We start from the raw sequence: 13,626 nt of genomic DNA, 5'->3' as shown, positions 1-13,626 counted from the left end.
TGGGGCGCTTCCGGCTTCAGGAGAAGCGATATGAAACTGCATGAACTGCGCGACAACGAAGGCGCCAACCGCAAGAAGAAACGCGTCGCGCGCGGCCCCGGCTCGGGCAAGGGCAAGACCGCCGGCCGCGGCATCAAGGGCCAGACCTCGCGTTCGGGCGTCGCGCTGAATGGCTACGAAGGCGGCCAGATGCCGCTGTACCGCCGCCTGCCCAAGCGCGGCTTCACCAAGCCGAATCGCCTGGACTTCGCGGTGGTGAACCTGGGCCAGATCCAGTCCTTCATCGACGCGGGCAAGCTGGATGCGAAAGCCGAAGTGACCGAGGACGCGCTGGTCGCCGCCGGCGTCACCCGCCGCAAGCTGGACGGCGTCCGGGTGCTGGCCAAGGGCGAACTGACCGCGGCCCTGACCCTGACCGTCGCCGGCGCCTCGAAGGCGGCCGTCGAGGCGATCGAGAAGGCGGGCGGCAAGATCACCCTGACCCGCCCCGCGAAAGAAGACGCCGCCGAGACCGCCTCGGCCGAATAAGCTGTTGAAGGGCGCGCCCGCGCCGCATAGATAGCTGGCAAGTTTTCCAAGGCGCCGCGGGATCGGGAAACGATCCTGCGGCGCTGCCACGAAGGGGCACGATATGGCGTCAGCCGCAGAACAGATGGCCGCGAACCTGTCCTGGGGCGCGCTCGGCAAGGCGACCGAGCTGCGCCAGAGGATCTGGTTCACCCTCGGACTTCTCATCATCTACCGCCTTGGCACCTATATCCCGGTGCCGGGCATCGACGGCGCGGCCTTGCGCAACTTCATGGACCAGGCGCAGGCCGGCATCGGGGGGATCCTCTCGATGTTCACCGGCGGCGCGCTGGGACGGATGGGCGTCTTCGCGCTGGGGATCATGCCCTATATCTCGGCCTCGATCATCGTGCAGCTTCTCGCCTCGATGGTGCCCTCGCTGGAACAGCTCAAGAAGGAAGGCGAGGCCGGCCGCAAGAAGATCAACCAGTATACCCGCTACGGCACCGTGGCGCTGGCGCTGTTCCAGGCCTGGGGCCTCGCGGTCAGCCTGGAACACGGCAACCTCGCGCACGAGCCGGGGCTGTTCTTCCGCGCCTCGGTGGTCATCACCTTGGTCGGCGGCACCATGTTCCTGATGTGGCTGGGCGAACAGATCACCGCGCGCGGCATCGGCAACGGCATCTCGCTGATCATCTTCGTCGGCATCGTCGCGGAAATCCCGGGCCACCTGGCGCAGTTCCTGGCGCAGGGCCGCTCGGGCGCGGTCTCGACCCCGGTGATCCTGGGCGTGATCGTGATGGTCGCGGCCGTCATCGCCTTCGTTGTCTTCATGGAACGCGCGCTGCGCAAGATCCACATCCAGTATCCTCGCCGTCAGGTGGGCATGAAGATCTATGACGGCCAGTCGTCGCACCTGCCGATCAAGGTGAACCCGGCCGGCGTGATCCCGGCGATCTTCGCCAGCTCGCTTCTGCTGCTGCCGGTCACGATCTCGACCTTCTCGGGCAACCAGACCGGCCCGGTCATGTCCACGATCCTGGCCTATTTCGGTCCCGGCCAGCCGCTGTATCTGGTGTTCTTCTGCGCGATGATCGTGTTCTTCGCGTATTTCTACACGTTCAACGTCAGCTTCAAGACCGACGATGTGGCCGAGAACCTCAAGAACCAGGGCGGTTTCATCCCCGGCATCCGTCCCGGCAAGCGGACCGAGGACTACCTCAGCTATGTCGTCAGCCGCGTTCTGGTAATCGGCTCGGCCTATCTGGCCGCCGTCTGCCTGCTGCCCGAGATCATCCGCCACCAGCTGTCGATCCCGTTCTATTTCGGCGGCACCTCGGTCCTGATCGTGGTCAGCGTGGTGATGGATACGATCAACCAGGTGCAAAGCCACTTGCTTGCCCATCAATATGAAGGTCTGATCGAAAAGTCGCAATTGCGGGGCAAGCGTGGAAAGACCGGGGCGGCCAAGCCCCGCAAGGCGCCAGCCCGCCGCTAAGCCGCTGAAAGGGAAGAGGGACCGACATGGCGATCAACATCATTCTGCTGGGGCCCCCGGGTGCCGGCAAGGGCACCCAGGCCCGCCGGCTGATCGAGGAGCGCGGGCTGGTGCAGCTGTCGACCGGCGACATGCTGCGCGAGGCCCGCAACTCGGGGACCGAGATGGGCCAGCGCGTCGCCAAGGTCATGGACCGGGGCGAACTGGTGACGGACGACATCGTCATCGGGCTGATCCGCGAAAAGATCGGGCAGGGCGGCAAGGGCTTCATCTTCGACGGCTTCCCGCGCACCCTGCCGCAGGCCGACGCGCTGGAAAGCCTGATGGCCGAGGAAGGCCAGCAGATCGACGCCGTGATCGAGATGCGGGTGGACGACGGGGCGCTGGTCAGCCGCATCTCGGGCCGTTTCACCTGCCACGACTGCGGCGAGGTCTATCACGACGTGACCAAGCCCACCAAGGTCGAGGGCACCTGCGACGTCTGCGGCTCGCACGACCTGCGCCGGCGCGCCGACGACAATGCCGACAGCCTCAAGACCCGGCTGATGGAATATTACAAGAAGACCTCGCCGCTGATCGGCTACTATTGGTGCAAGGGCAATCTGCACGTCGTCGACGGCCTGGCCGAAATCGACGAGGTCGCCTCGGACGTGGCCCGGGTCCTCGACGACCTCCCGGCCAAGGGTTGACGACAGGCTGCGAATCCCTTAATCCGCAGCATCTCGCATGAGAATCACCTGACTTCAGGTGGCCGTTGAAGGCCCGAAGGCGATGCTTTCGGGTCTTTGGTTGTGAAAAAAGGTTCCGGCGTTACGGAATCGCAACTTTGAAAAGGAAGAACGCGTGGCTCGTATTGCTGGCGTCAACATTCCGACCGGGAAACGCGTCCCGATCGCACTGACCTATATCCACGGGATCGGCCCGAAGTTCGCCGATGAAATCATCTCGGCCGTCGGCATCGACCCGGCCCGCCGCGTGAACGACCTGTCGGACGCCGAAGTCCTGCAGATCCGCGAATACATCGACGCGAACCTGACCGTCGAAGACGACCTGCGCCGTGAAACGCCGATCAACATCAAGCGCATGATGGACCTCGGCTCCTATCGCGGCCTGCGCCACCGTCGCGGCCTGCCGGTTCGCGGCCAGCGCACCCACACCAATGCCCGCACCCGCAAGGGCCCGGCGAAGCCCATCGCCGGCAAGAAGAAATAAGGGGGAACGGACATGGCACGCGATAAAACCCGCATCAAGCGCAAGGAACGCAAGAACATCGCCACCGGTGTGGCGCATGTGAACTCGTCCTTCAACAACACCAAGATCCTGATCTCGGACGTGCAGGGCAACGCCATCGCCTGGTCGTCGGCCGGCACCATGGGCTTCAAGGGCTCGCGCAAGTCGACCCCCTACGCCGCCCAGATGGCCGCCGAGGACGCGGGCAAGAAAGCCCAGGAACACGGCGTCCGCTCGCTGGAAGTCGAAGTCCAGGGCCCCGGCTCGGGCCGCGAATCGGCGCTGCGCGCGCTGGCCGCCGTCGGCTTCAACATCACCGCGATCCGCGACGTCACCCCGATCGCGCACAACGGCTGCCGCCCGCCGAAACGCCGCCGGGTCTGAACCTTCGGGATTTTGACGCGTTCCGCGCGGGGCTGTCCCGTGCGGGCGCGCTTTTCGCATTTCACCTCGGGCGTTTCCGGCCACCGGTCATGGGCTGGGAACAGGTATGGAGGCAAACGCATGATCCACAAGAACTGGGCCGAACTCATCAAGCCCACCCAGCTTGAAATCAAGCCGGGGGCCGATTCGTCCCGCGTCGCGACCGTCATCGCGGAACCGCTCGAGCGCGGCTTCGGCCTGACGCTGGGGAACGCGCTGCGCCGCGTGCTGATGTCCTCGCTGCAGGGCGCGGCCATCACCTCGGTGCAGATCGACAACGTGCTGCACGAGTTTTCCTCGGTGCCGGGCGTGCGCGAGGATGTGACCGACATCGTCCTGAACCTCAAGGGCGTCACGCTGAAGATGGACGTGGACGCGCCCAAGCGCCTGGCCCTGTCGGCCAAGGGCCCGGGCGAGGTCAAGGCCGGCGACATCCAGGAAACCGCCGGCATCACCATCCTGAACCGCGACCATGTGATCTGCCACCTGGACGACGGCGCCGAGCTGCACATGGAACTGACCGTCGCGAACGGCAAGGGCTATGTTGCGGCCGACAAGAACCGTCCCGAGGATGCGCCCATCGGCACTGATCCCGATCGACGCGATCTTCTCGCCGGTGAAGCGCGTCAGCTATGAAGTCCAGCCCACCCGCGAAGGCCAGGTGCTGGATTATGACAAGCTGACCATGAAGGTCGAGACCGACGGCTCGCTGACGCCCGAGGACGCCGTGGCCTATGCCGCGCGCATCATCCAGGACCAGCTTTCGGTGTTCGTGAACTTCGACGAGCCGGAAAGCGCCACCCGCTCCGAGGCCGAGGACGGGCTGGAGTTCGACCCGCGCCTGCTGAAGAAGGTCGACGAGCTGGAGCTTTCGGTGCGTTCGGCGAACTGCCTGAAGAACGACAACATCGTCTATATCGGCGACCTGATCCAGAAGACCGAGGCCGAGATGCTGCGGACCCCGAACTTCGGCCGCAAGTCGCTGAACGAGATCAAGGAAGTGCTCTCGGGCATGGGCCTGCACCTCGGCATGGATGTCGTGGACTGGCCGCCGGAGAACATCGAGGATCTGGCCAAGCGTTTCGACGACCAGTTCTGATCGAAGACCGGGGGCGGCATACGGCCTGTGTACGCACGGTGCACGCCTGGCATGCCCCCGGAAACGCCGCAAGGCACTGGGCAATTCCGCCCCAAGGAGAGTGGCCCGCCACGCATGGGCCGCCGGACAAAGCAAAAGACGTCATAGGAGAATCATCATGCGTCACGCCCGCGGATACCGCCGCCTGAACCGTACCCACGAACACCGCAAGGCGCTGTTCGCCAACATGGCCGGCTCGCTGATCGAGCACGAGCAGATCAAGACCACGCTGCCGAAAGCCAAGGAACTGCGCCCGATCGTCGTGGCTGATCACCCTGGCCAAGCGCGGCGACCTGCACGCCCGCCGTCAGGCCGACGCGCAACTCAAGCAAGATCAGCATGTTGCGAAGCTGTTCGAAGTGCTGGGCGCCCGCTACAAGGACCGTCAGGGCGGCTATGTCCGCATCCTGAAGGCCGGCTTCCGCTATGGCGACATGGCGCCGATGGCGATCATCGCGCTGGTCTCCCGCGCCCCGATGCTCCAGGCGCCGCCGACCGCGGCCAATTCGGCCGAGGTCAGTTCCCGCAGATCGTGAGTTCTGAATGGCTTGCATAGGGTTACCCAAGCTATGATGCCCGTGACCGGCGACCCCGGTCGCGGGCTTTTTTGCAACAGTGCGCTGTACCTTCGCGCAGGAATTCGACGGTCAATGCCAGGGAAAGGACGCGACAAGGATGGGTATGAGCCAGGTTTTGCAAGGAAAACACCGCCAGCGGCCCCCTGCGGGGTCCAGGTCCGGATTCCGGGCCTTGGTCAAGCCAAATTCACCCCAGAGTAGAGAAGGGTTAAAACACCCCTCGCCAGACAGGCAATGCTTGAATACAGTAATGGCTATGCCATTTTGGCCCTAAGCACCGAAAAACTCAATCTGTATCATTAGTCATGTCGTCTCGCGCGGAAATCAATGCAGCCCTAGCCAAGCTCAAGAAGCTGGCGCCGGCCGGCTATTTTGTCGGCCTGCACATCCGTTTTGCTGCACCTCTGATGCAGTTCCAGACCTACAACAAGGAATGGTCGAATCGGTACGCCGAGCGGGCCTATGCCCTGCGTGACCCCACCATCGCCTGGGGTTTCTCGACGACCGGCGCCTGCCGCTGGAGCGTGCTGCCGATCCCGGACCCGTTCTCGATCCTGCAGGACGCCGCCGACCACGGCCTGAAATACGGGCTGGCCGTCGCCTACGGTCCGATCAAGTCGCGCACGATCGCGGCCTTTGCGCATGACAAGCGGGAATTCACGGATGACGAGATCGAGGTGATCTCGGCAACGATACGACGGCTCCACGACATCACAGAGCCGCCGGAGAGCCTGACCAAGGCTCAACAAGAGGCCCTTCGGTGCATCGCAGAGGGTGATCGTCACGCAGCGGCGGCTGCCAAACTTGGTATCACGGAAAGCGCATTCAAGGCACGTCTCATATCGGCGCGCGAACGTCTCATGGCGCGTACGACTGCCGAGGCGCTGCAAAGGGCCAAGGATTACCGCTTGCTATAAAAACGGTCCGCCCTGACTGCGGTACCACCTGGGGGCCACCACCCACCACAACCCCAGGAGACTACCATGCAGACCACCACGCTTTCCTTCGCCAACCTGCATAACCACGGCGAGCTTTTTGCAAATATCTTCCGCGCGCGGAAACAAAGCTTCATCGTCCAGAAGCGCTGGGACCTGCCCCAGACGGACGACATGGAGTTCGACCAATACGACACCCCGATGAGCCGGTGGGTCGCCATCCACCAGAACGGCCAGGTCCTTGCCGGAGTCCGTCTGACGCCCACCACGGCGAAATGCGGCATGTATTCCTACATGATCCGCGATGCGCAGCTTGACCTGCTGGGCGGCTCGATTCCCCAGAACCTGCTGGACGGACCGGCCCCGGTCGATCCCGGCACCTGGGAAGCCAGCCGCCTGTTCGTCGATCACAGCATCGCGCAGCGCGAACGCCGCCGCGTCCACCTGAACCTGGTCCATGAGATGACCAATTCCGCGCGTGCGCTGGGGGCGACCCGGCTGGTCTGCCTGGTCGCCTCGACCTGGCCGCGCTGGCTCTCGCCCTGCGGCCTTGGTGCGCAGGCGATGGGCCCGGTGGTCTGGATCGACGACGGCTATTTCCAGTGCGTGTCGATCAATCTTGCGACCAAGATGCACTAGGTCGCGGATGCGGGGGCTTTCGCCGGTCATGCGGGCGGCGTAGACTGCCGGCCGCATGGCTGACCTGTTCGACACCGCGCCCGACGAGGGCCCCCCCGCCCCGCGCGAGGCGAACCGCCCGCTGGCCGATCGCATTCGGCCGGCGCGCCTGTCCGATGTCGTGGGCCAGGGCAAGGTGCTGGGGCCCGAGGGGCCGCTGGGCGCCATGCTGGGGTCGGGCAGCCTGTCCTCGCTGATCCTGTGGGGCCCGCCGGGGGTCGGCAAGACCACCATCGCGCGGCTTCTGGCGCAGGAAACCGACCTGGCCTTCGTGCAGATCTCGGCCATCTTCTCGGGCGTGCCGGAACTGCGCAAGGTTTTCGACGCCGCCCGGCTGCGCCGCAGCCAGGGCCGCGGCACGCTGCTGTTCGTCGACGAGATCCACCGCTTCAACAAGGCGCAGCAGGACAGCTTCCTGCCGCATATGGAGGACGGGACCATCGTCCTGGTGGGCGCCACCACGGAAAACCCCAGCTTCGAGTTGAACGCCGCGCTTTTGTCGCGCGCCCAGGTGATCGTGCTGGAACGGCTGAGCCTGGCCGACCTGGAGCGTCTGGCCCAGCGGGCCGAGCGCGAACTGGGCCGGGCGCTGCCCCTGACCGCCCAGGCGCGCGAACGGCTGCTGGAGATGGCCGATGGCGACGGCCGCGCCGCCCTGAACCTGATCGAGCAGGTGATGGCCTGGAAGGTCCAGGGCAAGCTCGACACCGACCAGCTGGCGCAGCGGCTGATGCGGCGGGCGGCGAAATACGACAAGTCGGGGGATGAACATTACAACCTGATCTCGGCGCTGCACAAATCGGTGCGCGGCAGCGACCCGGACGCGGCGCTTTACTGGTTCGCCCGGATGCTGGAGGGCGGCGAGGATCCCCGATACCTTGCCCGCCGCATCACCCGCATGGCGGTCGAGGACATCGGCCTGGCCGACCCGGCGGCGCAGCGCCATTGCCTGGATGCCTGGGCCCTCTACGAACGGCTGGGCTCGCCCGAGGGGGAGCTCGCGCTGGCCCAGGCGCTGATCTATCTGGCGCTCGCGCCGAAATCCAACGCCGGCTATGTCGCCTACAAGGCCGCGCGCGACCTGGCGCGGCGCACGGGCAGCCGGATGCCGCCCGCGCATATCCTGAACGCGCCGACCGGGCTGATGAAGGATCAGGGCTATGGCGCGGGCTATCAGTACGACCACGACGCCGAGGATGCGTTTTCCGGCCAGGATTACTTCCCCGAGGGCATGCGGCGTCCCGTGCTTTATGCTCCGGTCGAGCGCGGCTTTGAACGCGACCTGAAAAAGCGCGTTGAATGGTTCGCCGGTCTGCGCCAGAAGCGGCGGACAGAGGGCAAGACATGAACAATTTTCTGCAAGTGGCCGTCGGCGGGGCCGTCGGCGCGACCGCGCGCTACGGCGTGACAATCCTGGCCGGGCGGCTGACCACGCTGCCCCTGGGCACGCTGGCGGTGAACGTCACGGGCTGCTTCGCCATGGGGCTGCTGGCCGCGGGCCTGGCGTTCCGGGGCGGCCAGCACCTGGCGCCGCTGCTGCTGACCGGCGTGCTGGGCGGCTATACCACCTTTTCGGCCTTTTCGCTGGACACGCTGACCCTGTGGGAACGGGGCGCCGCGGCGCTGGCCCTGGGCTATGTCGCGGCCTCGGTCCTGTTGTCGCTGATGGCGGTGACGGCGGGCCTGGCCCTTGGCCGGGGGATCTTCGCATGAGCGTGCAGGTGATCCGCATCGGCGCGGACGAGGGCGAGCAGCGCCTGGACCGCTGGCTGACGTAGCGCTTTCCCCTGCTGACCCAGCGCGCGGTCGACAAGATGTGCCGCACCGGCCAGCTGCGCGTCGACGGCGGCCGGGTCAAGGCCAACACCCGGATCGAGGCCGGGCAGGAGGTGCGCATCCCGCCGATCCCCGAGGGCAGCGCGCCCCCGCCGGCGGCGAAGCCCCGCGTCAAGCCCTCGGATGCCGAGATGATCCAGTCGGCCGTGCTGTGGCGCGACGACCATATCATCGCGCTGAACAAGCCGCCGGGCCTGCCCTCGCAGGGCGGCTCGGGCCAGGGCGACCGGCATGTGGACGGGCTGACCGAGGCCTTGATGTTCGGCTACAAGGACCGGCCGAAGCTGGTGCACCGGCTGGACAAGGACACCTCGGGCGTCCTGCTGCTGGCGCGCACCGACCGCATCGCCCGATCCCTGTCCGAGGCGTTCCGGCACCGGCTGACCCGCAAGATCTATTGGGCGGCCGTCGCGGGCGTGCCGCATCCGCGCATGGGCTCGATCAAGTACGGCCTGGTCAAGGCGCCGGGCCGCGGCCGCATGGGCGAGGGCGAGAAGATGGTCGCCGTCCACCCCTCGGAGGTGGCCGCGACCGAGGGCGCCAAGCGCGCCCGTACCGACTACGCCGTGCTGTCGGCCCTGGGTGGCCGCGTATCCTGGGTGGCGATGGTGCCTGTCACCGGCCGCACCCACCAGCTGCGCGCCCATATGGCCGAGATCGGCCACCCCATCGTCGGGGACGGCAAGTACGGCGGCTCGGGGCAGGAAAACCTGGGCGACGGCTGGGGCGCCCAACTGGGCGGCGAGATCAGCCGCAAGCTGCACCTGCACGCCCGGCTGATCCGGTTCGAGCATCCGATCACCAAGAAGCTGGTCACCGTCACCGCCCCCTTGCCCGACCACATGGCGCGCACCTGGCAGACCCTGGGCTGGTCCGAAAGCGACGTGCCCGAAGACCCGTTCGAGGAGGCATGATGCGCCTGGTCCTGTTCGACGTCGACGGCACGCTGGTCGACAGCCAGCACGAGATCGTGAAGCGATGAACCTGGGCATCTCGGGCGCGGGCCTGCCCGAGCTTGCACCCGAGGCGATCCTGTCCATCGCGGCCTGTCGCTGCCGGTCGCGGTGGCGCAGCTGTTGCCGGGCGCGGGGCCGGACCTGCACGACCGCGTGGTCGAGGGCTATCGCGCCGCCTTTGTCGCGGCGCGGGCGGCGGGCCGGCATCCGCCGCTTTATCCCGGCGCGCTGGACTGCCTGGATGCGCTGGCCGCGCTGCCCGGCGTGACCCTGGGCATCGCCACCGGCAAGCCGATGCGCGGGCTGACGGCGATCCTGGCGGCGCATGGGCTGGAGCGGCGCTTCGCGACCCGGCAGTCGGCGGACGGGCATCCCTCGAAACCCATCCGGCGGCTGGAAAGCGCGCTGGCCGAACGGGGTGCCGGCGGGGCGGGCGGTGAGGTCGGCGACACCAGCTTCGACATGGAGATGGCGCAGGCCGCCGGCATGACGGGCTTCGGCGTCGACTGGGGCTATCACCCGGCCGAGCGGCTGCACGCGACCGGGGCCGTGCTGGTCGCGCCCGATTATCCCGCGCTGACCGCCGCGCTGCTGGACTGGGCCGAGGAGCGCGCCGCATGAGCGAATGGAAGGCCCGGCGGTTCTGGACCGCCGCCGATGTGCAGGACACCGGCGCGGGCTGGGAGGTCCGGCTGGACGACCGGGCGCTGCGCACCCCGGGCAAGCAGCCTCTGGTGCTGCCGACCGAGGGCCTGGCCCGGGCGGTCGCGGCGGAATGGGACGCGCAGGCTTCGGTGATCGACCCCAACACCATGCCGCTGACCCGTTCGGCCAATTCCGCCATCGAACGGGTGACGCCCCAGTTCGACGCGGTGGTGGCCATGCTGTCGGATTATGGCGGCACCGACCTTCTGTCCTATCGCGCCGAGGCGCCCGAGGCCCTGGTCGAGGCCCAGGCCCGGGGCTGGGACCCGCTGATCGACTGGGCCGCGACCGAATTGGGCGCGCCCTTGCGCATCACCCACGGCGTCCTGCCCGTGCCCCAGGACGAAGGCGCGCTGCTGAAATTGCGGGCAGAGGTTTCGGCGCTGGACCCGTTCGGGCTGACGGCGCTGCACGATCTGGTCACCTTGCCGGGTTCGCTGATCCTGGGGCTTGCGGTGATCCGCGGCCGGCTGGATGCCGATCAGGCCCACGCCCTGTCCCGAATTGACGAGGAATTTCAGGCTGAACGTTGGGGCCGCGACGACGAGGCCGAGGCCGCGGCCCGGGCCCGGCTGGACGCGCTGCGCCATTCGCAACGGTTCTGGCAACTCAGCCGCGTGAACCCGGCGGTTCGGCTTATTCCTTGACGCCCTGCCCGGCTTCGGCACAATGCCGCTTATGGGGGCAATCTCTTGTCCCTCGGCCAGCCGGAGCTAGCCTGTCCAGCCCCGTCTGCGCACCCCCATCCCAGGGGCGCAGGAACAACAGTGAGGACTCATGAAGAAATCTGCCTCTTCGGCACTGTCACCGCCTTCGCCTTGCGGCGTCCGGGGCCATGGCTGCTGAAGGCGACACGCTGAAAGAGGTCAAAGCCCGCGGCGTGCTGAACTGTGGCGTGAATACCGGCCTAGTGGGCTTTGCCGCACCCGACGCGAACGGCAACTGGTCGGGCTTTGACGTGGCCTTCTGCAAGGCCATGGCGGCGGCGGTGCTGGGCGATGCGACCAAGGTCAAGTTCGTGCCGACCACGGGCCAGACCCGGTTCCCGCGCGTCCTCGGGCGAGGTGGACGTGCTGGCCCGCAACTCGAGCTGGACGCTTCGGCGCGACACCGCCTGGGGCTGAACTTCGTCCGCGGTCTTTTACACGGCACGGGCTTCTGGTCCGCAAGGACCGGGCGTGCCTCGCCAAGGAGCTGGACGGCGCCACCATCTGCATCCAGACCGGGATCACGACCGAACTGCAACGTGGCCGACTTTTCAGGCCACAACATGACCTACCAGCCGGTCAACATCGACAGCAACGCCGAGGGTGAACAGCAGTACATGGCCGGCGCCTGCGATGCCTATACCACCGACGCCTCGGGGCTGGCGGCGACGCGGGCGGCCTTCGCCGACCCGGAAAACCACATCATCCTGCCCGGCATCTATTCCAAGGAGCCGCTGGCGATGGCCGTCCGCCAGGGCGACGACCACTGGGGCGACATCGCGCGCTGGACGCTGTTCGCGCTGGTCGCGGCCGAGGAATACGGCGTCACCTCGGCCAACATCGACGAACTGGCCAAGTCCTCGCAGAACCCCGAGGTGCAGCGCCTGCTGGGCACCACGGACGACCTGGGCAAGATGATCGGGCTGGACGCCGAATGGGCCCGGCGCGCGATCAAGGCCGGCGGCAACTATGGCGAGATCTTTGCCGCCACCATCGGCGAACAGACGCCCATCGGCCTGGCGCGCGGGCTGAACGCGCAGTGGACCCAGGGCGGGCTGATGTACGCGATGCCCTTCCGCTGATTGCTGCCGAACGGGACGGGTGGGGCCATGACCCCGCCCGTTTCATTCCGATGCCGGCAAGAATACGGGCACAAGACCCGGCGGCCGGCCAACAGGGGGTAACATATGGCAACCTATCCGGGCGCGGCCAATCCGCCTTTTCGTCTGTCGATGCTGATTTACGACCGCCGCTATCGGTCGCTGACGATCCAGGCGGCGGTGTTCATCGGGGTCATGCTGCTGGCAAGCTGGCTGATCGACAATACGCTGAGAAACCTTGCCATCATGGGCAAGACGCTCAGCTTCGACTTTCTGTTCCGGCGTGCCGGCTATGACATTCCCCAGCAGCTGATCCCCTATACCTCGGACGACACGCATCTGCGGGCGACCGTCGTGGGCCTGCTGAACACCTTGCAGGTGACGGTGCTGGGCTGCATCGCCGCCACCGATCGTGGGGGTGCTGGTGGGGGTGCTGCGGCTGTCCTCGAACTGGCTGATCGCGCGGCTGATGACCGTCTATGTCGAGATCTTCCGCAACATCCCGCTGATTCTGTGGATCCTGGTGATCCTGGCGATCTTTACCGAGGTGATGCCGCCCCCGAACGCCTATCGGGGCGAGAATCCGGCCGCCGGCATGATCCTGTTCGACATGGTGGCGCCGACGAACCGCTATACCGCGATCCCCTCGATCGGCATGACGAATCCGCCGGGCTCGATCCAGATGGGGCGCGAGGCGATCGTGGGCGGTCCCGATCTATGCCCTGGCGATCGTGGCCGCGCTGATCGGGCGACATCTGCTGCGGGCGCGGGCGCAGCGCATCCAGGACGCGACCGGCCGGCGGCCCGCGACCTGGTGGATCACGCTTGCGCTGTTCGCCCTGCCGCTGGGGGCGCTGACCTGGTGGTTCGGGCTGCACCTGATCCCGCCGGTGCTGCGCGGCTTCAACTTTGCCGAAGGCATCAACCTCGACAACAGCTTCGTGGTGCTGTGGCTGGCGCTCACGCTGTATACCGGGGCCTTCATCGCCGAGATCGTGCGCGCGGGCATCCTGGCCGTCAGCCGCGGGCAAAGCGAGGCGGCCTTCGCCCTGGGCCTGCGCCCGGGGCGCACCATGTCGCTGTCGTCCTGCCGCAGGCGCTGCGGGTCATCATCCCGCCGCTGACTCGCAATACCTGAACCTGATCAAGAACAGCTCGCTGGCGATCGCCGTGGGCTACATGGACCTGGCGAACGCTGGGCGGCACCACGATGAACCAGACCGGGCAGGCGGTCGAGGCCATCGCCTGATGATGCTGGTCTATCTGATCCTCAGCCTGATCATCTCGGGCGGGATGAACGTCCTGAACGCCCGCGTCAGCCTGAAGGAGCGTTGA

General features: G+C 66.8%; 11 protein-coding genes and 5 pseudogenes. All 16 read left to right on the top strand.

Annotated features, from left to right (window positions below; genetic code table 11):
- Positions 1-30: 30 nt before the first annotated feature.
- The 16 genes and pseudogenes from rplO (at position 31) to DPM13_RS05950 (ending at position 13,626) form a co-directional block, all read left to right on the top strand.
- Positions 31-528, top strand: a complete 498-nt coding sequence (gene rplO, locus DPM13_RS06025; RefSeq protein ID WP_028718435.1) for a 50S ribosomal protein L15 — start codon at positions 31-33, stop codon at positions 526-528.
- Between the two features lie 103 nt (positions 529-631).
- Positions 632-2,005, top strand: coding sequence for a preprotein translocase subunit SecY (secY, locus tag DPM13_RS06020; protein WP_028718434.1), 1,374 nt, complete (start codon positions 632-634; stop codon positions 2,003-2,005).
- A gap of 26 nt (positions 2,006-2,031) precedes the next feature.
- Entirely contained in the window at positions 2,032-2,694 is a 663-nt protein-coding gene (locus DPM13_RS06015) for an adenylate kinase (RefSeq protein WP_028718433.1), read from the top strand.
- Positions 2,695-2,848: 154 nt separating this feature from the next.
- Entirely contained in the window at positions 2,849-3,217 is a 369-nt protein-coding gene (rpsM, locus tag DPM13_RS06010) for a 30S ribosomal protein S13 (RefSeq protein ID WP_112887650.1), read from the top strand.
- Positions 3,218-3,229: 12 nt separating this feature from the next.
- A complete protein-coding gene (rpsK, locus tag DPM13_RS06005) occupies positions 3,230-3,619 on the top strand; it encodes a 30S ribosomal protein S11 (protein ID WP_028718431.1) in 390 nt (129 codons plus the stop codon).
- Positions 3,620-3,739: 120 nt separating this feature from the next.
- A pseudogene (locus tag DPM13_RS06000) lies at positions 3,740-4,757 on the top strand (DNA-directed RNA polymerase subunit alpha).
- 157 nt (positions 4,758-4,914) lie between these two features.
- A pseudogene (rplQ, locus tag DPM13_RS05995) lies at positions 4,915-5,352 on the top strand (50S ribosomal protein L17).
- 327 nt (positions 5,353-5,679) lie between these two features.
- Positions 5,680-6,291, top strand: a complete 612-nt coding sequence (locus DPM13_RS05990) for an autoinducer binding domain-containing protein (RefSeq protein ID WP_028718428.1) — start codon at positions 5,680-5,682, stop codon at positions 6,289-6,291.
- A 66-nt stretch (positions 6,292-6,357) separates the two neighbouring features.
- Positions 6,358-6,948: an acyl-homoserine-lactone synthase gene (locus DPM13_RS05985; RefSeq protein WP_112887649.1), complete on the top strand. Its 591-nt coding sequence runs from the start codon at positions 6,358-6,360 to the stop codon at positions 6,946-6,948.
- Positions 6,949-7,003: 55 nt separating this feature from the next.
- A complete protein-coding gene (locus tag DPM13_RS05980) occupies positions 7,004-8,335 on the top strand; it encodes a replication-associated recombination protein A (protein WP_112887648.1) in 1,332 nt (443 codons plus the stop codon).
- The gene (gene crcB, locus DPM13_RS05975; protein ID WP_028718425.1) at positions 8,332-8,700 is read left to right on the top strand and encodes a fluoride efflux transporter CrcB; all 369 of its coding nucleotides are present in this window, start codon (positions 8,332-8,334) and stop codon (positions 8,698-8,700) included. The genes DPM13_RS05980 and crcB overlap by 4 nt, the downstream gene beginning before the upstream one ends.
- A pseudogene (locus DPM13_RS05970) lies at positions 8,697-9,737 on the top strand (RluA family pseudouridine synthase). Before crcB ends, DPM13_RS05970 begins: the two are co-directional and overlap by 4 nt.
- A 150-nt stretch (positions 9,738-9,887) precedes the next feature.
- Complete coding sequence (locus DPM13_RS05965; protein ID WP_223252384.1) at positions 9,888-10,400, top strand: HAD family hydrolase; 513 nt, start codon at positions 9,888-9,890, stop codon at positions 10,398-10,400.
- Positions 10,397-11,131 (top strand): ATP12 family chaperone protein, encoded by a 735-nt coding sequence (locus DPM13_RS05960; protein WP_112887647.1) that lies wholly within the window; start codon positions 10,397-10,399, stop codon positions 11,129-11,131. The genes DPM13_RS05965 and DPM13_RS05960 overlap by 4 nt, the downstream gene beginning before the upstream one ends.
- Positions 11,132-11,319: 188 nt before the next feature.
- Positions 11,320-12,273 (top strand): annotated as a pseudogene (locus DPM13_RS05955) (amino acid ABC transporter substrate-binding protein).
- A gap of 105 nt (positions 12,274-12,378) precedes the next feature.
- Positions 12,379-13,626: pseudogene (locus DPM13_RS05950) on the top strand (amino acid ABC transporter permease).

The sequence above is a fragment of the Paracoccus mutanolyticus genome (genome assembly GCF_003285265.1).
Lineage (GTDB): Bacteria > Pseudomonadota > Alphaproteobacteria > Rhodobacterales > Rhodobacteraceae > Paracoccus > Paracoccus yeei.
Note: the sequence above shows the minus strand (reverse complement) of the source record. Positions and strands in the feature narration are given on the sequence as shown.